This window comes from Mycolicibacterium doricum, assembly GCF_010728155.1.
GTDB lineage: Bacteria > Actinomycetota > Actinomycetes > Mycobacteriales > Mycobacteriaceae > Mycobacterium > Mycobacterium doricum.
Map to the genome: position 1 here is coordinate 1816778 of NZ_AP022605.1, position 21548 is coordinate 1838325.

General features: G+C 66.6%; 23 protein-coding genes and 1 pseudogene. 8 read left to right on the forward strand and 16 right to left on the reverse strand.

Annotation, left to right across the window (positions count from 1 at the left end; genetic code table 11):
* Positions 1 to 25: 25 nt before the first annotated feature.
* From eccE to G6N07_RS09035, 4 genes are read right to left on the reverse strand one after another with little or no spacing between them, the layout of a single operon-like run.
* Entirely contained in the window at positions 26 to 1621 is a 1596-nt protein-coding gene (gene eccE, locus G6N07_RS09020) for a type VII secretion protein EccE (RefSeq protein WP_131810950.1), read from the reverse strand.
* Positions 1618 to 3300 carry a type VII secretion-associated serine protease mycosin gene (gene mycP, locus G6N07_RS09025; RefSeq protein ID WP_163784159.1) on the reverse strand — a complete coding sequence of 561 codons (1683 nt, stop codon included), beginning with the start codon at positions 3298 to 3300 and terminating at the stop codon, positions 1618 to 1620. Before mycP ends, eccE begins: the two co-directional genes overlap by 4 nt.
* Positions 3297 to 4889: a type VII secretion integral membrane protein EccD gene (gene eccD, locus G6N07_RS09030; RefSeq protein WP_064871847.1), complete on the reverse strand. Its 1593-nt coding sequence runs from the start codon at positions 4887 to 4889 to the stop codon at positions 3297 to 3299. The genes mycP and eccD overlap by 4 nt, the downstream gene beginning before the upstream one ends.
* Entirely contained in the window at positions 4886 to 5431 is a 546-nt protein-coding gene (locus tag G6N07_RS09035; protein ID WP_085191446.1) for a MinD/ParA family ATP-binding protein, read from the reverse strand. Before G6N07_RS09035 ends, eccD begins: the two co-directional genes overlap by 4 nt.
* Here G6N07_RS09035 and G6N07_RS09040 point away from each other — a divergent pair.
* From G6N07_RS09040 to G6N07_RS09050, 3 genes are all read left to right on the forward strand, one after another.
* On the forward strand, positions 5420 to 5818 hold the full coding sequence (locus G6N07_RS09040) for a DUF1942 domain-containing protein (RefSeq protein WP_082947842.1): 399 nt from the start codon (positions 5420 to 5422) through the stop codon (positions 5816 to 5818). The genes G6N07_RS09035 and G6N07_RS09040 overlap by 12 nt on opposite strands.
* Before the next feature lie 109 nt (positions 5819 to 5927).
* Complete coding sequence (locus G6N07_RS09045; RefSeq protein WP_082947841.1) at positions 5928 to 6290, forward strand: BlaI/MecI/CopY family transcriptional regulator; 363 nt, start codon at positions 5928 to 5930, stop codon at positions 6288 to 6290.
* Positions 6291 to 6423: 133 nt separating this feature from the next.
* On the forward strand, positions 6424 to 7272 hold the full coding sequence (locus G6N07_RS09050; protein WP_235849785.1) for a M56 family metallopeptidase: 849 nt from the start codon (positions 6424 to 6426) through the stop codon (positions 7270 to 7272).
* 119 nt (positions 7273 to 7391) lie between these two features.
* On the opposite strand, the gene G6N07_RS09055 is transcribed toward G6N07_RS09050, so the two are convergent.
* The 9 genes from G6N07_RS09055 to G6N07_RS09095 form a co-directional block, all read right to left on the reverse strand.
* On the reverse strand, positions 7392 to 8057 hold the full coding sequence (locus G6N07_RS09055; protein WP_064871841.1) for a peroxiredoxin: 666 nt from the start codon (positions 8055 to 8057) through the stop codon (positions 7392 to 7394).
* A gap of 201 nt (positions 8058 to 8258) precedes the next feature.
* Positions 8259 to 9611, reverse strand: a complete 1353-nt coding sequence (locus tag G6N07_RS09060; RefSeq protein ID WP_064871849.1) for an MBL fold metallo-hydrolase — start codon at positions 9609 to 9611, stop codon at positions 8259 to 8261.
* 129 nt (positions 9612 to 9740) lie between these two features.
* The gene (locus tag G6N07_RS09065; RefSeq protein ID WP_064871839.1) at positions 9741 to 10514 is read right to left on the reverse strand and encodes a sulfite exporter TauE/SafE family protein; all 774 of its coding nucleotides are present in this window, start codon (positions 10512 to 10514) and stop codon (positions 9741 to 9743) included.
* 109 nt (positions 10515 to 10623) lie between these two features.
* A complete protein-coding gene (locus tag G6N07_RS09070) occupies positions 10624 to 10893 on the reverse strand; it encodes a metal-sensitive transcriptional regulator (RefSeq protein WP_064871837.1) in 270 nt (89 codons plus the stop codon).
* Between the two features lie 175 nt (positions 10894 to 11068).
* Complete coding sequence (locus tag G6N07_RS09075) at positions 11069 to 11665, reverse strand: TlpA family protein disulfide reductase (RefSeq protein WP_064871834.1); 597 nt, start codon at positions 11663 to 11665, stop codon at positions 11069 to 11071.
* A gap of 67 nt (positions 11666 to 11732) precedes the next feature.
* Complete coding sequence (locus G6N07_RS09080) at positions 11733 to 12335, reverse strand: cadmium resistance transporter (protein WP_163784160.1); 603 nt, start codon at positions 12333 to 12335, stop codon at positions 11733 to 11735.
* The gene (lspA, locus tag G6N07_RS09085; protein WP_163784162.1) at positions 12332 to 12838 is read right to left on the reverse strand and encodes a signal peptidase II; all 507 of its coding nucleotides are present in this window, start codon (positions 12836 to 12838) and stop codon (positions 12332 to 12334) included. The genes G6N07_RS09080 and lspA overlap by 4 nt, the downstream gene beginning before the upstream one ends.
* Positions 12835 to 14796, reverse strand: a complete 1962-nt coding sequence (locus G6N07_RS09090; protein WP_064872499.1) for a heavy metal translocating P-type ATPase — start codon at positions 14794 to 14796, stop codon at positions 12835 to 12837. The genes lspA and G6N07_RS09090 overlap by 4 nt, the downstream gene beginning before the upstream one ends.
* Positions 14793 to 15191, reverse strand: a complete 399-nt coding sequence (locus tag G6N07_RS09095) for an ArsR/SmtB family transcription factor (protein ID WP_064872497.1) — start codon at positions 15189 to 15191, stop codon at positions 14793 to 14795. The genes G6N07_RS09090 and G6N07_RS09095 overlap by 4 nt, the downstream gene beginning before the upstream one ends.
* A 359-nt stretch (positions 15192 to 15550) precedes the next feature.
* Between G6N07_RS09095 and G6N07_RS09100 the strand changes: the two genes are divergently transcribed.
* Complete coding sequence (locus tag G6N07_RS09100) at positions 15551 to 16195, forward strand: adenylate/guanylate cyclase domain-containing protein (RefSeq protein WP_064872493.1); 645 nt, start codon at positions 15551 to 15553, stop codon at positions 16193 to 16195.
* A 257-nt stretch (positions 16196 to 16452) separates the two neighbouring features.
* Positions 16453 to 17223, forward strand: coding sequence for a cytochrome c biogenesis CcdA family protein (locus G6N07_RS09105; RefSeq protein WP_064872491.1), 771 nt, complete (start codon positions 16453 to 16455; stop codon positions 17221 to 17223).
* A gap of 151 nt (positions 17224 to 17374) precedes the next feature.
* Here G6N07_RS09105 and G6N07_RS09110 read toward each other — a convergent pair whose 3' ends face one another.
* Together G6N07_RS09110 and G6N07_RS09115 are read right to left on the reverse strand one after the other, a co-directional pair.
* The gene (locus G6N07_RS09110) at positions 17375 to 18340 is read right to left on the reverse strand and encodes a sterol desaturase family protein (RefSeq protein WP_064872508.1); all 966 of its coding nucleotides are present in this window, start codon (positions 18338 to 18340) and stop codon (positions 17375 to 17377) included.
* 48 nt (positions 18341 to 18388) lie between these two features.
* Complete coding sequence (locus tag G6N07_RS09115; RefSeq protein WP_064872489.1) at positions 18389 to 19159, reverse strand: helix-turn-helix domain-containing protein; 771 nt, start codon at positions 19157 to 19159, stop codon at positions 18389 to 18391.
* A 118-nt stretch (positions 19160 to 19277) separates the two neighbouring features.
* Between G6N07_RS09115 and G6N07_RS09120 the strand changes: the two genes are divergently transcribed.
* From G6N07_RS09120 to G6N07_RS09130, 3 genes are all read left to right on the forward strand, one after another.
* Positions 19278 to 19904 carry a class I SAM-dependent methyltransferase gene (locus G6N07_RS09120; protein ID WP_064872487.1) on the forward strand — a complete coding sequence of 209 codons (627 nt, stop codon included), beginning with the start codon at positions 19278 to 19280 and terminating at the stop codon, positions 19902 to 19904.
* Positions 19901 to 20548 (forward strand): methyltransferase family protein, encoded by a 648-nt coding sequence (locus G6N07_RS09125; protein ID WP_179959967.1) that lies wholly within the window; start codon positions 19901 to 19903, stop codon positions 20546 to 20548. The genes G6N07_RS09120 and G6N07_RS09125 overlap by 4 nt, the downstream gene beginning before the upstream one ends.
* Positions 20549 to 20928: 380 nt before the next feature.
* Positions 20929 to 21273 (forward strand): DUF3703 domain-containing protein, encoded by a 345-nt coding sequence (locus G6N07_RS09130; protein WP_064872485.1) that lies wholly within the window; start codon positions 20929 to 20931, stop codon positions 21271 to 21273.
* Positions 21274 to 21374: 101 nt separating this feature from the next.
* On the opposite strand, the pseudogene G6N07_RS09135 reads toward G6N07_RS09130, so the two are convergent.
* Positions 21375 to 21548 (reverse strand): annotated as a pseudogene (locus tag G6N07_RS09135) (ArsR/SmtB family transcription factor); the annotation flags it as partial.

Below are 21548 nucleotides of genomic sequence, written 5' to 3' on the forward strand. Positions count from 1 at the left end.
GAAAATTGTGTTGGCGGCGGGCCGGTCACGCCACTCGACGGGTCACGGCAGCGATGAGGTTGCGCTCCGCTTGGACGTCGATGTGCAGCCGGTACCGGAAGTCCGCGGTGCGAATGACCGCAGTGCTGTTGGAGTCCTGTTCGAGGTGGACGTCAGCGACGCTGGCCGTTCCCCGCTCCACCGCTCGGACGGTGATCGCGGCGCTGGGATGCACGGCAGGAGTGCTCGCGAGGTCATAGACCACCATCATCGCGCGGCCGCCGTCAGGCAGCGTGTCGGGTAGGTCTCGCACCACGCGCAACCCCGCCGCAGACGCGTTACGCCACCGCGCTGGCTGATCGGACACCACGGCCACCAGATATCCGATGGCCGCAGAGCGCATCGCGATCTGCATCAGCAGCGCCAGCTCGCCGGCGACGGTCACCGAGGACTGCTTGCCGGGGCAAGCATCGCCAAGGGGAACGAGCATGGGATGACGGGTCGCGGTCGTGCCCACCAGAATGCCCGTCCCGCCGATCGGCGCGCGAAGAACCTCGCTGTCCCCCAGCACACGGTGCGGCAGCCGTAGCTCGGGCAGTGCAGGGTCCAGAACGGTCGCGCGCACGGCGCGGTCGTGCTGTCCGGACATCGGATTCAGGCCTCGTAGCGGTGCCTCCTTGAGCTTCCCCGCGGTGGCGTAGCGGACCAGAGCGCCTACGGCGACGCCGCCATCAGCGGCGGAACGCAGCTGAATCGAGGTCAGGGTGGCGTCGGTATCGGGTGACCACAACCGATCCAGGGTGGCGGTCGTGATGTCCGGCGGCGAGATCCAGTAGTTGGAGACCACCCCCGCCGAGTGCACCAGCCCGGACCAGTGCGCCTGGGGGTCGTTGCCCAGCGGCCCCGTCAACGCCTCGTCGATCTCGGCGAGTTCGGCGGCGTCGACGAGCCGGGACGGGCATCCATGAGCGTTGAGCTCGACGGCGAGCCGTCGCGCGCATGCCGCCAATGTGGCCGCCACCGAATCGCGGGTGGCGATCGCGCCGGCATTGTCGACGCTGCGCAGCCGCAGCACACACCACGTCTGGCGGGCACCCACCGCGGCGTAGTCGGAGATGATTCCGCTGTAGGTGGTGGCGTAGTGATGGTGGGCCTCACCTGCCCGGCGGCGCCCAACGCTGTGAATGTCGATGCCGGCGAGGTTCACATCGAACTGGTGCAGCGCATGGGCGACGACCTCGACTGGGAGCAGCACTGCCGACTGGACCTGATGTTGATCCAGGACAGAAGGGCTGTGCGACGGGCCGTCGACAGCCACGACCGCCAACGCTTCAAACTCGTCACCACGGATCGCGACTTCCTCAGTGGTCCACCGCAGGCGGTGCGAGATCACCGGTTCAGCCACTGATGTGTCGGCACGGCGGCGGGTAAGCCGCCGGCCCAGCAGCGCGCCGAGGGTGCCGTGACGCCAGGTCAGCAACAGCAGGCATGCGAAGATGACCGCCAACGTGATCGGTGCGGCTAGGGCGACCGGGCCGTGCCACAGGTGCGTACCGATGCCCAGCAGGGCCACGGTCACCATGAAGGCCAGCAGCACTCGCCACCACGCCAGGTTCAATCCCAGCGGAAACGTTGACCTCACTGCGCCCCCCTACCTCGCACGATTGCTGCCACTCCCACAGCCCCCGCCGCCAGCACGGCGACGCCTCCGATTGCACTCAGCGCGATCCACACCCCTGACATGTCACGCTCGGTCGGCGGCGGCGGAAGCACCAGCGATTCGGCGATGCGCTCCGGCGGCCGGGGATCACCATCGGGAAGGTCGTAGGTCAGGGCCGCGACGGGATCGACGATGCCGTAACCCACCTGGTTGTCGACGCCGCGAGCGGGCGGGCGGGCGGTGCGAATCAACCGGTTGATCACCTGATGAGACGTCAGATCGGGATACTTCTGTCGGACTAGGGTGGCCACACCGGACACGATCGCAGCCGAGAATGAGGTCCCTGCCGGCGAGACGAGCTGCTTGTCCTGGCCCTCGACACCGTTCATCAGTCCGTCATCTCGAGCGGAGAGGCTCTCGATGTTGGTCCCCGGTGCGGCGATCGACACCCACGGACCGGCCATGCTCAAGTCGGCCAGCGGATTACCGTCGGCGTCGACAGCTCCCACGGTCAGCACATAGTCGGAGAACCAGGCCGGGGTCACCACCGTGGTGACGCCGTCCCAGTCGCGGGGATCGTCGGGTTGCAGCGGGTTGTAGATCGGGTTCTGTTTGCAGTCCTTGTTCGAGGTATTGCCCGCGGCAGCGACGATCACGACGTCCTTATCCACCGCCGCGTAGCGGATCGCGGCTCCCAGTGCGCGCTGGTCGATCACATCGAGGGCGCTCATGCACGACACCTCGGAGATGTTGATGATTTGCGCGCCCATGTTCGCGGCGTGAACGATCGCCCGCGCCATCGACTCGATGTCGCCGGCCTTGCGGCGGGTCACCGGGTCCTCGTTGCCGAACGAGTTCTCCGGGCTGTAGGCCTGTGAGGACTGCCGGATGGAGATGATTTCCGCGTCCGGAGCGATCCCGCTGAAAGCGTCCGGCGGTGGGATGACCGGTGCGGGCGGTGGTGGCGGTGGCTGGGCAGGTAGCGGTGAGGGGAAATCCACCAGCTGCACCTGCAACGCGCCACCGGTGCTCTGCTCCCAGGACGCCGGCGGAGCATTCGGCGGCGGCGGTGGTGGCGGTGGAGGCGGAGGCGGAGGCACCTGAACGATCACCGTTTGCGGCGGCGGTGGCGGCGGGGGTGGCGGCGGTGCCTCAGAGGTCGGAACGGATTCGGGTCGCCGTGTCTCACGTGCGGGCGGTAACGGCGTCTTGCCGTCTGCTGGCGCCGCACCGATCAGCGCGGCCACGATCGTGCCGTGCGCATCGCAGTCCTGCAGGCCGTCGCCGCCGTCGACTACGTAGTCCCCGCCGCCAATGAGGTTGGGCAAGCGCGGATGTGGGTTGACGCCGGTGTCGATGACCGCCACTTTGACGCCAGCTCCCCGACCGAACTGCCACGCGTCGGCGAGGTCGAGCATGTCCATGTAGCGGGGCTGTACGCGGTAATCGGTGTCGGGGAGCGTGCCGACGCGCGGGCAGTACGCCCCCTGCTTCATGGGCTCCGGTGGTGTGGGATCACCATCGGCTGGCAGGGCGCCAGGGTCGATCACTGGCGGGTTCACCGCACCGGCGGACGGAGCGGTGGCCAGCGCGGGCCCAAGCGCCAGCAGCATCGCCCCGACGGTGCACGATGTCGCGCGAAAAACGTTGACGGCCCTCATGAGCGGTACCGGATCGCGGAGAACACGCCCATGAGCCAGAACGCCAGCGGGAACGGAGCGACCAGGAGCAAGTAGCCGACCCATTCCACGATCTGCTTGAACATCGGGCTGTAGACGTGCGACGGGATAATCGCCGCCAGTATCAGCCCGCCGGCGGTGAGCACCAGCAGCACGGCGCATCCGATCAGCAGCGCCGGGGTGTTCCACAGCTCGATCACGAAGCGTACCGGGACCGCAAGCCCCACACCGACCGCCAAGACCGCCAGCAGCGTTGATTGACGCCGGTCGGTATAGGAACGGGCATGCAGTAGAACGGCCGCGGCGCTGGTCCCGGCGACGACCAGAGGCAGCCAACGCCTTTCGATATGTGGATCACACAGCGCGGTGGCGCAGATGAGCAGCAGCGTGCCGAAGCCCGCGAGCAGTCCAGTCAGGAAGCTATGACCGCGGTCCACCGAGATGATGACACTGCGGACTGACTCCGGGCCGTCCAGGGCCGGAGCCCTGCCGCTGGGGACGACCACGGCGCTGGGGAGGTCGGGCCGGGTTTCGAAGATCCACCGCCCGGTGGACGACGGGAACACCGGCAACCGCAGGTTGGCCAGCGTGCGGGCGAAGCCCGGTGCCAGTTTGATGCAGATTAGCGAGACGAGAAGCATCGACGCCAGCAGCGTGACCGCAGAAGTCATCAGCAGCATCCGAAGAACGCCGGCGGTCAACGTCGCGGCGCTAAGGACCACCACCGCAGTGCACAGGGCGACGTGGCGCCCGGTGAACCGCATGACCAGGATGGCGGCCGCCAGCAGGATCGCTGCGCCGAGTCCGGCATGCACAGCGCCCAGTGGCCCAGGGATCGCGGCTGCGGCTGCCACGGTCGTCGTCACTGCGGCCAACACCAATAGGGTGTCCGCAACGAACGACTCGGCGTTGATCGTCTCCGCGCGATCGGGGGCGACGTTGCGCAGATCGCCAGCAGCTCGTCGGCTGCGCGAGGACCGAATACCAGTGACGGTCGCCGCGATCATGAGCACCAGGGCGCAGACACCGGCAGCCAAGCTCGCCAGCGCGTCGTCGTGCCCGTAACGCCACCGCAGCAACAGTGCGAGAACCAGCGCCATCGCCACTGCGACAAGGACGACCCCCACGCGGGCGGCCCAGGGCGGCGTCACCGATGGCCAGCGCTTGCGCAGTTCCGCAGGGATGGCACTGGTCACGTGTTCGATGACCGGAAGCCGCGTTTCGGTGTCGTCGATGAAGCGCAGCCACAGCGTGGCCCCATCGAACACTCCCTGCTCACTCAGGGAGCGCTTCGGCTTGAGTGGTGTGCCGTCGACCCAGCACAGCGCCCACCGGCCCCGTGCGGTCTTGGTATCGGTGGGGCGCACCGACAGGCGCTGATGGCCAAGCTCGGCCAGGCGGGTATTGAGGACGTCGACCAGAGCCGGCGTCTGGACTCCAATCGGAGCAGCGGCGTCCAGACGCATCGCGATCTGAATGTCGTTGACCATCAACGCAACCAGCACCTGGCGAAGCTGCTCCGTTTGTTCTGCCGTGCCGGTGCTGAGCGCGGCGTCTCGTGTCGAAGTCACCGCAGCGCCGTTCGCCCACTACGAAAGCCCTGCGACAGCCATGCCGCCAACTCGATGTAGGCAAGCTGGGTGCGGCGACGCAGCGCAGGAAAGTCCAGCTGCGCGCTGTCACGCAGGTGCGGATCCCACGGAATCACCGTCGTCCCGCCGACGGCCTGGCCGATCGTTTCGCGCACTTTGGCCAGGATGTCCTTGTCCGCGTTGTCGTATACGTCGTTGAGGACCAGTGCCGACCGGCGTAGCAGCCCCTGGTACTCGCTGCGGGCGGCAAGCCACTTGATGGTGGTCTCCGCGGCGGCGGCACCGTCGAAGTTCATGGTGCCCACGATGATCAGCGAATCGACTCGGCTCAGCACCGACTGCATGACGGGATGCTCGATCTCGGGTCCGCAGTCGACGAGGGACAGCTGATAGAACCGGCGCACCCGGTTGAACACGGCACCGAACGCCTGAGGAGAGAGGTCAAAAGGATTGGCCACGTTCTGGTTAGCGGCCAGGACCTCCAGCCCTTCCTTGTTCTTGCCGGTGTAATGCCTAGCCATCGGATATGTCTGGAGAGTCGTATCGGCGAGAAACTCGCGGATCGACGCCGTCGCGGTGCGGTCACGGCGATCTCCGGGACCGCTACACCCATCATTCCTAACTTCAACGCAACCAATGACGGGGGCAGCTACCCGGTGCTCTGGCAAGTGGCAAGCGCGCAGGGCATTTCCGGCGCAACGCTGGCACGAGGCCAGACCTCAACAGGCAAGATCTACTTCGATGTCACCGGCGGCGACCCCATGGCGGTCACCTACACCGCTGGCGGCGCGAAGCCGTTGATGTGGTGTTGCGACGAGGCCATGATGGCGATGCCGATGGACAACTGCACGTGTTGCGCCGACATGGACATGAAGGAACCGTGCCCGTGTTGCACCGGGGAGATGTAACCGGTGTCCCTTTGCGGCGAGCGGTGACAGGGAAAGCGCACCGTTCTTCCGCCCCCCCCCGCTTCAAGGAGATGTCTCAGTCGCAGTAGGCAATTAGGTAGGTGATGGTGTGCGGGTGTTCGGCGAACTCGAGACCGTGGTGATGGCGCGGTTGTGGTCGGTGGGCGGGCAGGGCACGGTCAGGGAGGTTTTCGAACTGTTGCGCACCGACCGTGCGATCGTGTACACCACGGTGCTGTCGACGATGGAGAATCTTCACCGCAAGGGTCATTTGCATCGCGAGCGTGAGGGCAAGGCGTTTCGCTACCGCACCGTATTGAGCCACGCCGAACACATCGCCGGGCTGATGCGCGAAGCCCTCAGTGACGGCGAACACGAAACAGCAGCTGTGCTGACGCACTTCGTGGGAGAGATGAGCCCGGAGGAATTGGCGGGACTCGAAGACGTCCTTCGTCGTCGCGGCAGGGTATGACGACGACGTGAACATTGCCGTGTGTCTGCTCGTCTACGCCGTGTCCCTGACGGTGCTGGGACCGGGACTGCTCTCGCGCGCCACTCGCAACGGTGCCGCACCCCGCCTTGGTGTGTGCGCTTGGCTCGCGGTGATGGCCACCGTCGTGGTGGCCTGGGTGGGCGCTTTGGCGTTGTTCTCCTATCAGATCGTCGTTTCTTGGGGTCAGATTGGTTCCGTGCTGACGGGCTGCGTGGCCGGTCTTGGATTGATCGCCCGCGGCGGGTACGGCGATCTGCTGCAGGTCACATTTGTGGTCTTGGCGGTGATGGGCTCTGTCGCGGTGCTGGTGCTCGCCGCTCGCGCCGTGAACGTTCTACACCGGGCCCATCGGGGCGGCGTCGATCACGTCCGGGCCGTCAGACTCGCTGCTGGGGACACTCCACTTGGGCCTGGCGGGGCGCTCGTCATTGATAGCGACCGGCGCGGGGTGTACTGCCTGGCCAGTCGCCCCCACACCATCGTCATGACCCGGGCGGCCTTCGACGTTCTCGATGACGCCCAGCGAGCCGCGGTGATCTCCCATGAACGCGCCCATTTGATCGGACGTCACCATCTGGTTCTGGCTCTGACCGGGGCATTGAGCAAGGTCTTGTCCCGCGTGCGGCTGTTCACCGCTGGCGCGGCCGAGGTTGCCCGTCTCCTGGAAATGTGCGCCGATGACGCAGCCGCCCGCCGCCACAGTGCCGACACCGTGGTCGATGCCCTGCTCGTTTTGATCTTGCCATCCCCGACCTCATCATCTCCCCATGCGCCCCTAGCCACCCCCGTGGCGGCGTTGGGCGCCGCCGGGCTGGCCGTGACGCAGCGGATCGAGCGACTCCTCTTCCCGCCCAACCGAACACCCGCCCGCACGGGTCTGGCCCTGGTGATGGGTGCGGTCCTTCTCGGGCCTGCCCTCACGGCCGGGCTGATGATCGCACCGCCCGTATCCTGCCTGTGAAGCGGCCTCTTGGCCTGATGCCAGGGCGGCGTTGATGCTGCTTTTCCTGCTGGCGCTGGCGGCGATACCGAGTGCACTGTGGGCCCGGTTCGCATATGCGCGGGGCTAAAGGCGCGACGTCAGCGTGTTATCGGGTTGGGCACGATTCGCAGGTAGGGCCGTGGGGCCTTCCATCCGTCCGGGTAGATGTGTCGGGCCTCGTCGTCAGTGACGGATCCGGCGATGATGACGTCCTCGCCTGGGCGCCACTGGGCAGGGGTGGCCACCTTGTGCTCGGCGGTGAGCTGCAGCGAGTCGATCACACGCAGGATCTCGTCGAAATTGCGTCCGGTGGTCATCGGGTAGACCAGAACGAGTTTGATCTTCTTGTCCGGTCCGATGACGAAGACGTTGCGCAAGGTCGCCATCTCGGCGGGGCTGTGCTTGGTCGGATCCCCGGTGATTCCGGCAGGGAGCATCCCGTAGGCCTTAGAGATGGTGTAGTCGTTGTCTGAGATCATCGGGAAGTTGGGAGCGGTTCCTTGGGTCTCGGCGATGTCGCCCGCCCATGCGGTGTGGTTGTCCAACGGGTCGACCGACAGGCCGACGATCTTGACGTTGCGGCGGTCGAACTCGGGTTTGATCCGTGCCATGTAGCCCAGTTCCGTCGTGCACACCGGGGTGAAATCGCGGGGGTGTGAAAACAGCACTGCCCAGCTGTTGCCGATCCACTCGTGGAAGTTGATCGGGCCGTCGGTGGTCTGGGCATGAAAATCGGGAGCGGTGTGCCCGATTGTCAGAGTCATGGAAGGCTCCATTCGTGTCGCCGGCCAGGGTGATGTCACCACAATAGCGATCCGGGCAGGGGCGTGACGCTGGTCGAGGTCATGGCAGGTAGCTCCTCTCATATCGTGGCGGGGTCGAGCAACGTGCGGCGTGAAAGGCGAGCTGATCGTCCCGACCCCGGTCACCTTTGCGGGGACCCCGCGGGGTCGGTGATGGGTGGTTCACGTGGTGGTGAGGTGGAGTCGGTCTGCAGTGCTGTAGTCGTCGTCGATGAGCACGACGCTGCGACTGGCCCGGTCCAGGAGCGAGGCAGCGATCGAGGACCGGTAGCCCGAGGCGCAGTGCACCCAGACTTGCCCGTCGGGCAGCTCGTCGATGCGGTCGGGCAGTTCGTGCAGCGGGATGTTGACCGCGCCGGGGATGCGGCTGGCTGCGAATTCTTGGCGTTGCCGCACGTCGAGCACGACCACCTCGTCGTGGTTGCCGAGAATGTCAGCGAGGTCGGTGAAGTCGGCGACCCGGTAGCGGCGCAATTCGGTGGCGGCGCGCAGATCGGCGACATTGCCGGTGGCTGCGCCGTGGAGGTCGTCGATGCCGATGCGAACCAGTTCACGTCGTGCGTCGGCGATCTGCTCGACGGTGTCGCCGATCAGCGTCAGTGGTTCACCCCATTGGTAGAGCCAGCCCAGGTAGGTGACGAAGGTGCCGGAGAGTTCGAATCCGAGTGTTCCATCGAGGTGCCCGGCGGCGAACGCGGTGCGGTGGCGCAGGTCGACCACCCAGTGCCCGGCGTCGATGCGCCGCCGCAGCTCGGTCGGATCGACCGGTTCGGGTAGCGATAGATCAACTGGGGCGGGCCCGGCCTGATTGATCACTCCCATGTGGGCGTAGTAGGCAGGATAAGCCGAGAGCCCTTCGAGAAGTTCCGTGACGTAGGCCTGTTCGTCGTGAGTCAGCGCCGGATTGGTGGTGCGCTGCTCGGCGATCGTGGACGCATCACCGGTGGCGGGAGTGGCTGAGCAGAAACTGCCGAAACCGTGGGTGGGATAGACCCGCGTGGAGTCGGGCAGCGTCTCGGCCAGACGACGCACCGAACGGTATTGCGCGTGGGTTAGCTCTTGGGTGTGTTGGGGGCCGAGTAGATCGGTGCGTCCGGTGGTGCCATGCAGCATCGACCCTCCGGTGAACACTCCCACGACACCGCCGGTGGCGTCGCGCAGCACATAGCTGACGTGGTGATGTGTATGGCCGGGCGTGTGCATCACCTCCAGCTGCATGCGGCCCGCGTTGATCAGGTCCCCGTCGCGAGCGGGCCGGCGCTCATAGTCGACGTCGTCGCCGGCGGGCACCACGTACTCCGCCCCCACACTGCGCGACAATTCAAGGCCGCCGGTCACGTAATCGTTGTGGATGTGGGTTTCCAGCACGTGGGTGATGTGCACGCCGCGACACCTTGCGGCATCGAGCATGCGGTCGATGTCTCGTTGCGGATCGATCACCACCGCCGTGTCGCCGGCGCTGATCAGGTAACTTCGGTCCCCGAGGCTCGAGGTGTCGATGACGTCGACGTCCACGGTGTCGTTGTCTTCCATAGATTTCTCTCCTTACACATGTGTGTTGATATCCGGGATACCCTGGGGAGGGTATTTGGGTAATCGCGCTGGGACGACGGCTCGGGAAGTCGACGACACGGATGCCCGGCGTCAACGAATCACGATGGTGTCCAGTAGGACGTAGGTCGCGACGGCGAACACGAGGACGGCGAACCAGCGCGTCAGCCGGGCAGTGTTCATTCTGGTGCCGTAGTGCCCAGCGATGAGCGATGCGCCGATCGCCGTGGCCACGAAGGCGCCAGTGATCGACCAATCGATGTCGGCCCCATCGAGATGAGACAGCACTCCGGCCGCAGAGTTGGCGACGATGATCAGCAGCGAGGTGCCGATCGCGATCGGCATCTGCACACCGAGAAGCAGCACCAGGGCGGGGATGATGACGAAGCCGCCACCGACGCCGAACAACCCGGTGAGCAAACCGACCAGAAAGCCGACGGGGATCGACAGCGATGCGCAGCGCCGCCAGTTGATGCCCGAATCACCCACGGTGCAAGCGGTCCCGGTGCTCGCCGAATCGGCCAGCATCCGCGCTCCGGCGACGACCATCAGCACCGCAAAGCCAATCATGAGCACCGGCTGTGGCAAGTGTTCACCGATCGCGCTGCCGATCAGCGTGGCGGGGATGCCGGCCGCGGCGACGATGCCAGCCAGCCGCCACTGCACCCGCCCGGCGCGCACCTTGGGCAGCGCCCCGACAGCTGCGGCCACCGCGATCACGATCAGCGACATCGGAATGGCCTGCTCGATCCCTAGTCCAAGCCCATAGACCAACGCGGGAACAGCCAGGATGGATCCGCCACCGCCGAGCACGCCAAGAAGCGCCCCGATCACCACGCCCAGCGCCAGAGCGATGAGAACGCTCACCCGAACCCCGCCCGCGGAATCGGCCAGTTAAGCGCCTCAACGACAGTTGCCGGCGACAGGCCGCCGGATTGGGCGAACGTGAACTCATCGACGGTGCGCATCGCAATCGTCAGGCCAACGCCAAGAACAGCTTCTCGAGTTCGGCCTCGGTCATCAGCGGGGCCGCACCACGTTCCTGTTCGGTGAGGCATTGGCGCAGACCCGTCGCCACGATCTTGAATCCGGCCTTGTCCAACGCGCGCGACACCGCCGCCAGCTGGATGACCACGTCCTTGCAATCGCGGCTCTGCTCGATCATCGAGATGACCCCCGCCAGCTGCCCGTGCGCGCGTCGCAGCCGGTTGAGCACCACCGCAATACTTTCCTCATCGCCGACCATCGCCGACTCCTTTCGTCAGCCCTTCACTATACCCTAGGGGGTATATAAGTGGCCATCGCGGAGACCGAGCCAAGCCCGAAACAACAAGAAAACATTGCCCTCGACGGGTATACCGGAAGGGGTATATACGGAACGTGGATAAGCCTGTGCCACAGGGCTGCCGTCCTGCGAGTTGTTAGCGCTCGGTGGTCAGCCGATCTAGTAGTGGCCGCAGGTCCTCGGCTAGGAGTGCCATGAGGTACACCGCGGCCACTCTGTGGCGGCGGTCGAGGACCATCGTGGTGGGCACCACGCTGGTCGGATAGGTGCGTCCCAGGGTGATGAGGCTGCGCATCGCTGGGTCGAAGATGGAGGGATATTGCACGTTGCGGTCGGTGACGAAATCGCGTGCAGTATCTCTGTTGTCGCGGACGTCGATACCGAGGAACTGCACACCGCGGTCGCGGTATTCGGCGTAGACCGTCTCCAGCTCCGGGGTCTCGGTGCGGCATGGCGCACACCAAGAGCCCCACACGTTGATCAGGACCACCTTCCCGGTGAAATCCGACAGCCGGATCGGTTCGTCGGTGAACAAGTCGGGGCCGCTGAGATCGCCGATCGTGCCCCGTGTCGAGGGAGGGTCGTAGAAGATCGCGGTCTTGCCGCCGGGGGAGACGAAGTCGAACGTACCGCCTTGCGCGACGGCATCCTCGCCCGTGGTGCAGCCGGTGACCTGGGCTGCCGCGATGACAAGGGCTGCCACGACGGCGAGAGATTGCTTCGCGCTACGCATGAAACCTCCTTCATTACAAGTAGTTTGGCGTTCAGCTGGTGTGCGGGCGGGGGTCGCTGGCCAGCTGCTAGAAGGCGAGGCCGCTGACCAGGATGAAGACGCCGAGGGCGATCAGGACGATCGGGAACAGCACGTGTTCCCAGCGTTCGAGGACCTCGGCGATCGGCCGGCGGGTGGCGACGAATTTGGCGGCGACGACGAGGACCGCGACGAGCACGAGGAAGACGACGCAGTAGGCCACCACGGCCGCGGGCCCCACGCTAAGGAAGACGGGGACGTAGACGCCGATGTTGTCCCCGCCGTTGGCAAAGGTGACTGCCGCGACGGTCCAGACGCCGACGTTCTTACCTGCGACTCGTGCGTCGTCGTCGTCATCATCGTCGTCGTTGTTTCCACGCCAGGCTTCCCATGCCGCCCACAGTCCCAGGGCCAGGGGTATGAGCCCGAAGTACGGAATGATCTGCGGGGGAAGAAATGCTCCCGCGCCCAACGTCACGAGCACGGCCGCGCCCAGGATCCCCGCAAACCCCAGGTATTGGCCTGCGGTGATCCGGGCCGTCGTCCCGCGTTGCCCTGCACCGCGGGCGAAGAACAGCGACAGCACGATGATGTCGTCGATGTTGGTGACGATGAACAGGCCGATCGCGGGCAGAATCGACGACTGGATCATGCGCTGGCCCCGGTGTCTGCGGTGTCGCTGGCGCGCCAACTAGCCAGAACGAGGACGGCGGCGCCTGTGACGACGAAGACGTCAGCGAGGTTGAAGGTGGGAAACCAGCCCGTGTGCAGGTAGTCGGTGACCAGCCCGTCAGCGGCGCGGTCACCCAGGTTGGCCACCGCGCCACCCAGCATCGCGGCCAGTGCGAGCACGACGGGCAGCGCGGCGGTGCGCGTGACGCGGAAGGCGAACACCGCGAGTGCGACCACGATCACGCCGGTGACGCTGAGCAGGACCGCGGGGGGCAGGGTGTCGCCGAGACTGAATGCCACCCCGGGGTTGAACGCCAGCCGCAGGTTGAGCAGACCGAGATCTGTTGAGCTGCCGTCGTTCAACGCGTCGGCAGCCCACGCCTTCAGTCCCAGATCGAGTCCCGCGACGATGACCGCCGAGGCGGTCAGGGTGATCCGCGCCCGAATCACCCTGGCCCCGGCATCGGTGCGGCCGGCGGTCACGACGGCACCGCCGCCGCGCGAGTTTGATTGGCTGGCCGTGCCACCGGCGCGGTGACCAACGGTGTGGCGCGCCCGGCGCGCACACCGTTGGCGATGACCACGATTTCGGCGAGTTCGTGGACCAGCACGACGGCGGCCAGGCCCAGCACGCCGAACAAGGCCAGCGGCATCAACGCGATGATCAGACCCAGGGACAGGCCGACGTTTTGCAGCATGATCCGCCGCGCCCGGCGCGCATGGCTGAACGCCTGGGGCAGGTGGCGCAGGTCCTCGCCCATCAACGCCACGTCGGCGGTTTCGATGGCCACGTCGGTGCCCATCGCGCCCATCGCGATGCCGAGGTCGGCGGTGGCCAGCGCGGGAGCGTCGTTGACGCCATCGCCGACCATCGCGGTGGGGCGCTGGGCCCGCAGCTGCTCGATCAGTCGCGCCTTGTCTTCGGGGCGCAGCTCGGCGTGCACGTCCTCGATCCCGACATCGCGGGCCAACGCGGCGGCGGTGGCGTGGTTGTCGCCGGTGAGCATCGCCACGTGATAGCCGTCGCGGCGCAGTTGGGCGACCACCTCGGCGGCCTCGGGGCGCAGTTCGTCGCGCACCGCGATCGCACCGATCACCTGGCCGTCGTCTTCGACGAGGACCGCGGTGGCGCCCGCCTGCTGCATCCGCGCTACCTCATCGGCGAGCGGGCCGGCATCGAGCCAGCCGGGGCGACCCAAGCGGATGGTCCGCCCCTCGCGGCGCCCGGTGAGCCCGGCACCGGTCACCGCCTCTACGCCGGTGGCAGCGATGACGTCATCGACGGCGGCCAGGATCGCCGCGGCCAGCGGGTGCTCGCTGCGCGCCTCCAGGGCCGCCGCCACAGCGAGCACCTGCTCGCGGGTGGCGCCACCGGTGGTTGCCACGTCGATGACGGCGGGCCGGTTCGCGGTGAGCGTGCCGGTCTTGTCCAGGGCGACGCCGCGTATCCGGCCCAGCCCTTCCAGTGCCGCGCCGCCCTTGACCAGAGCGCCGAGCTTGCTGGCGGCGCCGATGGCCGCCACCACCGTGACAGGCACGGAGATCGCCAGCGCGCACGGTGAGGCGGCGACCAGCACCACCAGGGCACGCTCGATCCACGTCGCCGGGTCCCCGAGCAGGCTACCTACCAGCGCGATCAGCGCCGCGGCGATCATGACCGCAGGCACCAGGGGTTTGGCGATGCGGTCGGCCAGCCGTTGGGAGGCGCCCTTACGGGACTGCTCGGCCTCCACGATGCGCACGATGCGGGCCAACGAGTTGTCCTCGGCCGTGGTGGTGACCTCCACCTCGAGCACCCCGGTGCCGTTAATCGACCCGGCGAACACCTCATCGCCTGGGCCGGCTTCGACCGGAACCGACTCGCCGGTGATGGCCGAGACATCAAGGGCGGTGCGGCCGTGGCCGATGATGCCGTCGGTCGCCACACGCTCACCCGGCTTGACCAGCATCCGGTCGCCGATCCGCAACTCAGTTGGGGCGACGACGATTTCAGTGCCGTCGCGCAGGACGGTCGCCTTGTCGGGCACCAGCGACAACAGCGCGCGCAGGCCGCGGCGCGTGCGCGCCAGCGAGTACTCCTCCAGTCCCTCGCTGATCGAGAACAGGAAGGCCAGCATGGCGGCCTCACCCACCTCGCCGAGGATCACCGCACCCACGGCGGCGATGGTCATCAGCGTGCCCACCCCGATCTTGCCCTTGGCCAGCCGTTTGAGGGTGGACGGCACGAAGGTGTAGGCGCCGGCCAGCAGCGCCACCGCTTCCAGCGTGCGGACGACCGGCTCGGCGACGTCGAGGAATCCGGCGATGAGGGCTGCCAGCAGGAACACCCCCGAAATGGCGGCGAACTGCAGCTCCTTGATCTGCCACAGCCGCTCGGGCTCACGGTCCTCCTCGTCGCCCCCGCGGGGTTCGTCGTTGCCACAGCCGCATGCCTCGCTCATCGGCGGGCCTTCCTGGTGGCGCTCGCCGTGCCTGTGCGGGAGCCGGTGCCGTAGTTGGGGCACAGTGCCACCGTGTTGCCGGTGGCGGCCAGCAGCGTCTCCGCCGAGGCGAGCAGGTCGATGAGTTCCGGGCGGGTCAGGGAGTAGAACATCTGCCGACCTTCGGGCCGCCCGACGACGAGCCCGCAGTCACGCAGGCACGCCAAATGCGCCGACACGGTGGACTGCGCCATCCTAAGCAGCCCCGTCAAATCCACCACCCGGGCTTCACCGTCAGCCAACCGCTGCAGGATCGCCAGCCGAGTCGGATCCGCCAAACCGTGAAACAGCGCCGCCGCCGGAGACAGATTCTGGGACGGTCGCGCCGAGTCGCAACCCGTAGTTGTCATCGCCATACGACGATGATAGCGTAAAGGTCGCCGTAATCGCCAAACGGCGGTGACGGCAGGAGTCCGTTGATTGGTGGCGGGTCGGCTCAACCGTCAACCACCACCTGCATGGCATGACCCCGACGCTGCCCGGCCACCGGGACCATGCCCTTGTTCAGTGCCGTGGTCACTTGCGGCACGCAATACCCGGCCCGAGGCCCGTCGCAGCTGAATCGAGCTGACTGCAACCAGTCCACCGGCTGCCCCCGATGCCACCACCTCTGGAGAGGATCGATCGTGTTGATGAACATGGCGGAGACCGCGCTGATCAATTCTGCGCCGCGGCGGTGGCTCCAACCTTCCGGTCGTGACCTAGGCGCCAACAGATGAGCGGCCCGAGCGTCGAAGCGACGTTCGCGTTCGTCGACCTGTCCGGGTTCAGCGTTTTGACCGAGATGTGCGGAGACCAACAGGCGGCCAGTCTCGCGGGCCGTCTGGCCGACCTCGCCTCGAATTCGCTGAAACCCGGTGTCACCCTTGTCAAGACGATTGGCGATGCGGTCATGCTCGGCGCGGCAGAGCCGCAGCACATGGTGGCAACCATCCTGACACTGGCCGACCGCGTCGCCAACGAGGAGGGCTTCCTCGCCCTACGCGGCGGCATCCACCACGGCAGCGCGGTGCACCGCGACAGCGACTATTTCGGTCACGACGTGAATATCACGGCACGCATCACCGCGCTGGCTGGTGCGGGACAGGCGGTCGTGACCGAACCCGTCCGAGATAGCTGCGCACGGCTCGGGTTATCGCCGGTCCCGCTGGGCCGCAGGCTTTTACGAAACATCACCACACCGGTGCAGGTGTACGCCCTGGCACTGACGGCCGCCCAAAACCCCACCGACCCGGTGTGCCGAGCTGCCGTGGACCCGCGATCTGCGGCGAGCCACCTCCGTCATGACGACCGCGACTGGTGGTTTTGTTCGCTCAACTGCGCGCAACGATTCGCCGCGACACTCTGGCGCCACACATGACAGGACGCATCCGCCCGGCGGCGCGGGAGCCACGCGTCACCACGTACGCAGCTGAACTACGGGAACCGCGGGGTTCATCGACGTTAGAGTGCGCACGGCGGCCTCGAATCGAGCGTGTCCTGCTCCCGTTCCCCCGAGCGTTGTGGCCTTGGGAACTCCCAAAACCGTACTACTACTATGCGTAGTACCAAGTCTTTGGGATGCGGTTGGCGTGTCCCGGCGTAGCGCGCGTGAGTGAGTGACGGGCAGGCCCACCCATGAGCAGTTTTACCGAGATCGCAATGTCGGGTCATGTCGTGCTGGCGCTGCTCGTCTCGATGCTGGCTGGGCTTGTGTCGTTTGCGTCGCCGTGCGTGGTGCCACTCGTACCGGGTTACCTTTCCTACCTGGCCGCTGTCGTCGGGGTCGACGAGGAAGGTGCCGACGCGTCGGGTCGAGGTGCTCGGCTGCGGGTGGCCGGCGCGGCGGCGTTGTTCATCGCCGGTTTCACTGCCGTGTTCTTGATGGGGACCGTGGCAATCCTTGGCTTGACTACCACGGTCATCGGCAATCAAACCTTGCTGCAGAGGGTCGGCGGGGTGATCACGATCGTCATGGGCTTGGTGTTCATGGGGTTCATCCCCGGGTTGCAGCGCCAGGCCAGGTTCACGCCACGGTTGCTGACGACGATGGCAGGGGCCCCGCTGCTCGGCGCGGTCTTCGGGCTGGGGTGGACACCGTGTCTAGGTCCTACACTGACCGGGGTGATCGCGGTGGCCTCCGCCACCGAAGGCGCGAGCATCGTCCGCGGCGCGGTGCTCGTCACCGCGTACTGTCTAGGGCTTGGCATCCCCTTCATTCTCTTGGCGTTGGGGTCCGCACGGGCGGTCCACGCGATGGGGTGGCTTCGCCGAAATACCAGGACAATTCAGATCTTCGGCGGCGTCCTGCTAGTCGCGGTGGGGTTCGCGTTGGTGACCGGCTTGTGGAGCGACCTGGTCTCCTGGGTGCGCGACGCCTTCGTCACCAACACGACGCTGCCGATATGATACGCACAGCGGCCTACGTGGGGCGACACTTCGCGTTCCCACCGCAATGAACGGTTCCATTCCAGACATCATCACCGCCCGACAAGGGGCTCAACACCTGCCGCCGCAGGTTATCGCGCATCCAACTCGGCATCGTTTCGTGCGATGAAGGTTAGTTAGCGGCGGTACTTGGGCCCAGGGTTGGAATCCCGGCGCCTGCGCCTTCATAAGCCGGGGATGGTGTGAGGGTGCAGCCGCCGCCACGGGTGAACGGGTAAGTCATTTGGCGCAGGTAGCTGGTGGGGTAGTCGGGTTTGGCGGCCATGCCGAGCTGGCTGGAGTCGAATTGTCGGGCGGGGTCATAGGAGTGGGTGCGCAGCAGGTGATCCCATACCAGGGTGAACAGGCCGAAGTTGACGTCGCCGATGCCGGCCCATTTGAGGTGGTGGAAGCGGTGGCCTTCGTTGAGGGCCAGGACGTACTTGGCGGGGCCGATGCGGTAGTCGGCGTTGGAGTGCTGCAGCAGCAGCTGGATCGCGACGGCCAGGGCCAGCGCGGAGGCGACGTCGACCGGGAGGCCGATCAGGATCAGGGGTGCGACCCCGGCGGCCATTTCGACGGTCTGGTGCAGGGGGTGTTTCATCAGGCCGTTGAGGCCGTAGAAGCGGGTGATGCTGTGGTGCACCGCGTGGAAGCGCCACAGCACGCCGATCTTGTGGCTGGCCAGGTGCACCACGGTGATACCGAAGTCCGCAACCAGGATTGCGGCAAGGACCTGGGCGACGAATGGCCAGCTGTGCGGCCACAACTGGGGTGCGGGGACGATCGCGGCCAGCAGCGGGATGGCTGCGACGCTGGCCAGGATGAGGGTTTCGTTGACCGCGACGTGGATGCGGTCGCGGGTGCCATCAGCGCGGTCATGGTTCCACCTCGGGTCATACGGGATGATCCGCTCCACCAGGAACGCCGTGGCGATCGCGACCGCCAGAATGAGCAACAGCCAATACTTCGGCGCGCCGGCTGCGGTTAGTGCAATGGCGACGCCGTTGAGGCCGATCAGCATGAACGGCACGTAGCCGTAGCGGGCCGCCACCCGAACCGCGCTGGTGGCCATCGATGTCGTGGAAGTCGTACTCATACCCTTGATCGTCGCGGCCACCGCCGCGGCAGGGCTTGAACGATTCGGCTAACCGGTGCTGTCGAGATCCCAGGACACGTGCCGGCTCAGCACCGAGGGCGCCAAACCGAACATCTCGCGGGTCGTGCGAGTCAGGTGGGCGCTGTCGGCGAACCCCGCACCGTGCGCCGCCCCGGTCAGGTCATCCCCGGCCTGGACGCGGGTGATCGCGATCCGCAGCCGCGACCACAGCACGTAGCGGCGCAGCGGAATGCCGACCTGCTCGGTGAACAGGTGCGTCAACCGGCTTGCCGAGATCCCTACCCGTGCAGCCAGTTCCGTGCCGCTGACCGGGCCCGCCGCCACCAGGTCGGGCAGCAGCCGCAGCGCGTCAACGACGGCGGGATGCCGCGCCGCCGGGCCGTATTCGGCAGTGGCGGGCGTCAGGTGTGCGATCAGCTCGTCGACCACCGCGGCCAGCGCTCGCCGACGGGTGTTGGTCAGCACTGGGGCAACAGTCCACCCCGACTGGACAGCACGCAGCTGCGCGGCCCGTCCCGGTGCGGATTCCGGCTCCAGGAACACCACCGTGCCCTCTTGGGCGCCGACCTCGACCCGGTGTGCCGCGTCGGCGGGCACGACCACCTTCGTGGCGCGGTGTCGCACGCCGTGTTCGTCGAGCACGGTGAAAGGCGTTGTTGCGGTGATGACCTGCACGGCGTGGTGAGCGTGGGTATCGGTGGTGCCGATCGACCCGGTGAAAGCCAACACTCCCGGCCGCAGTAGCGCCGCACCGCCCCAGCGCGGTTCAACGCGGAGATCAGCGCCGGGCCTATTCATCGCCACAAAACGATGATAGCGTTATCATTGATCGTTGAGTAGCGATGCCACCTATGGAACCCGATGGATCTGCAGCTGGGGCCATCGTCCGCTGAGTGCAAAGGGGTCTGCAGTGTTGATGAATCGGGCGGAGACAGCTCTGATCGACTCGCCGCCTCGGCGCTGGCTGCAACGGTTCTACGAGGTGCCGGTACTGCTGCGCTTCGGCGGTCGGCTCCTGCCGGGCAGCAGAGCCCTCGAAATCGGCTGCGGGTCGGGCTACGGCTCGCAGCTGGTGTTGCAGCGGTTCGGCGCCACACGGATCGACGCGATCGACCTCGACCCGGCGATGATCGACCGGGCCCGCGCCCGGCTCGCCTCCTACGATGACCGGGTAACCCTGGTCCAGGGCAGCGCCACTGACCTTCGGGCTGCGCTGAACGCCGATGACGACAGCTACGACGCGGTGTTCGACTTCGGGATCATTCATCACATCCCGGATTGGCGCGCCGCGGTGGCCGAAGCCGCCAGGGTGCTCACCCCCGGTGGACGGTTCTACTTCGAAGAGGTCACCGCACACGCCCTCAACCGCCTCACCTACCGCAGATTGTTCGACCACCCCACCGACGACCGGTTCACCGCCGAACAGTTCCTCGACGAGTTGGGCCGGCACGGCTTGGCCATTCTCGGGTCAGGGACCCGCATCCAGGGCGATTACCTGCTCGGCGTCGCCGCCAAGCCACTCGCTGCGGGGGGTGGGCGATGATGGCCGCCGCCGCGCTGGCCCTGTTCGTGGTCATGATGCTGCTCGCCGGGGCGCTGCGCACCCTCATCCAGCGTCACCGCACCGGTGACAGTGGTAACCGGCGCACGCTGTCACCGCGCGGCTCCCTGGGCTGGTCGGCACTGACCGCCACCGACATCGGCTACCTCATCGTGGGTGTCGGGGGCCCGCTGGCGCACTGGCTGGGCCTACCGCCCCTGAGCGTGCTGCAGCACTTTCCCGTTCACGTGCTCGGCGTGGTCCTTGCGGTGATAGGCATCCTGGCCGCCTTCGGTGCGCAGATGGCGTTGGGCGCATCCTGGCGGATCGGGGTCGACGTGAGTGAACGCACCGCACTGGTCACCAGCGGCCCGTTCCGGTGGGTGCGCAACCCGATCTTCACCGCCGTACTCGTCGCGTTATTCGGGTTGGCCCTGATGGTCCCCAACCTCGTCGCGCTCATCGGTTGGGCCCTTGCCCTAGCCGGCATCGAAACGCAAGTACGTCGCATCGAAGAGCCCCACCTACACCGCCTTCACGGCGAACCCTATGCCCACTACGCCGCCAAGGTCGGCCGCTTCCTACCCGGACTGGGACGCCTCCGCACCGACCGTCGCGCTGCCACATCGAAGAGAGACAGGATTTGATTACTCCCGATTCTTTGGAAACAAGACAACGAGGCCGCCTACTCCTCAACGTCATCCGGGCCGCCTGCATCGGCACCCTCCCCGGCGTGACCACGACGTCTCTGCGCTCCACCGGTCACGCCATCAACATCGGACCGGCACCGGCGCTGTCTGATCCGTGTTTGGGGCCGCCCACCCCGCCCACCCCGTCCGCGCTACGGCCAGCGACCGGGCTCAGCTTTCCAGTGGCAGCACCCGTCGCGCCCAAGACGAGCACGGGTGTGACTGCTGCGCCCCCGCCGAGACGCATTCTGACGTCAACGACGCGACCGCGCTCACCCGGCCGCGGACGAACCTTCTTTAACCCACATTTACGGAACGTGAGGGAAGGAGCGACGTCGATGTCCTCAATCAATGCGCATGCTCGACAGGTGTATCGCAGCGAGATGGCAGCCGCCAAAACCGCCGCAGATCCGTTGACCCGGTGGCGACATCTGGAGCGGGCTCATATTGTGTCGCAACCAGATCCGTGGCTGCATACCTGCAATCACGCCGCCATGCTGGTGTTGGCGCTGCGCCAGCACGACCGCCGGGAAGCAGTGGGACAGGTGCTGAGCCTGATTGTCGCCGCTCCCGGCTCGATGACCGGTCGGTATCCGGTCGGCAACACCGGCCGCGTTGCGGCCGGGCTGATGACCCCCATGCCGATTCCAGAAGACCTCGCCGTGGCCCTCACCACCAGATGAAACGCCGCATCACCGGGCCCCTATCGACTGGCCCTTCTCGGTCCTCCCCGATCCACGATTCGATTGCCGCCTAATGACGAGCACTTATTCGGTCCGGCCCGTTACGCCGGATGGGTCGACACTGCGGCAGCGATGCGGTCCAGGGCTTCGGCATTCACGCGGTAGTAGGCCCATTCGCCGCGTTGGTCTCGGCTGACGAGGCCGCTGTCGACGAGCAGCTTCATGTGATGGGACACCGTGGGTTGGCTCAGGCCGAGTGGTTCGGTGAGGTCGCA

Coding starts and splice junctions, on each gene's coding strand:
- mycP (WP_163784159.1), bottom strand. CDS start 3,300: ATGAGGGCCGTCAACGTTTTTCGCGCGACATCGTGCACCGTCGGGGCG.
- G6N07_RS09040 (WP_082947842.1), top strand. CDS start 5,420: ATGCCTAGCCATCGGATATGTCTGGAGAGTCGTATCGGCGAGAAACTC.
- G6N07_RS09035 (WP_085191446.1), bottom strand. CDS start 5,431: ATGGCTAGGCATTACACCGGCAAGAACAAGGAAGGGCTGGAGGTCCTG.
- G6N07_RS09050 (WP_235849785.1), top strand. CDS start 6,424: ATGGCCACCGTCGTGGTGGCCTGGGTGGGCGCTTTGGCGTTGTTCTCC.
- G6N07_RS09055 (WP_064871841.1), bottom strand. CDS start 8,057: ATGACTCTGACAATCGGGCACACCGCTCCCGATTTTCATGCCCAGACC.
- G6N07_RS09070 (WP_064871837.1), bottom strand. CDS start 10,893: ATGGTCGGCGATGAGGAAAGTATTGCGGTGGTGCTCAACCGGCTGCGA.
- G6N07_RS09075 (WP_064871834.1), bottom strand. CDS start 11,665: ATGCGTAGCGCGAAGCAATCTCTCGCCGTCGTGGCAGCCCTTGTCATC.
- G6N07_RS09080 (WP_163784160.1), bottom strand. CDS start 12,335: ATGATCCAGTCGTCGATTCTGCCCGCGATCGGCCTGTTCATCGTCACC.
- G6N07_RS09090 (WP_064872499.1), bottom strand. CDS start 14,796: ATGAGCGAGGCATGCGGCTGTGGCAACGACGAACCCCGCGGGGGCGAC.
- G6N07_RS09095 (WP_064872497.1), bottom strand. CDS start 15,191: ATGGCGATGACAACTACGGGTTGCGACTCGGCGCGACCGTCCCAGAAT.
- G6N07_RS09100 (WP_064872493.1), top strand. CDS start 15,551: ATGAGCGGCCCGAGCGTCGAAGCGACGTTCGCGTTCGTCGACCTGTCC.
- G6N07_RS09105 (WP_064872491.1), top strand. CDS start 16,453: ATGAGCAGTTTTACCGAGATCGCAATGTCGGGTCATGTCGTGCTGGCG.
- G6N07_RS09110 (WP_064872508.1), bottom strand. CDS start 18,340: ATGAGTACGACTTCCACGACATCGATGGCCACCAGCGCGGTTCGGGTG.
- G6N07_RS09115 (WP_064872489.1), bottom strand. CDS start 19,159: ATGAATAGGCCCGGCGCTGATCTCCGCGTTGAACCGCGCTGGGGCGGT.
- G6N07_RS09120 (WP_064872487.1), top strand. CDS start 19,278: ATGAATCGGGCGGAGACAGCTCTGATCGACTCGCCGCCTCGGCGCTGG.
- G6N07_RS09125 (WP_179959967.1), top strand. CDS start 19,901: ATGATGGCCGCCGCCGCGCTGGCCCTGTTCGTGGTCATGATGCTGCTC.
- G6N07_RS09130 (WP_064872485.1), top strand. CDS start 20,929: ATGTCCTCAATCAATGCGCATGCTCGACAGGTGTATCGCAGCGAGATG.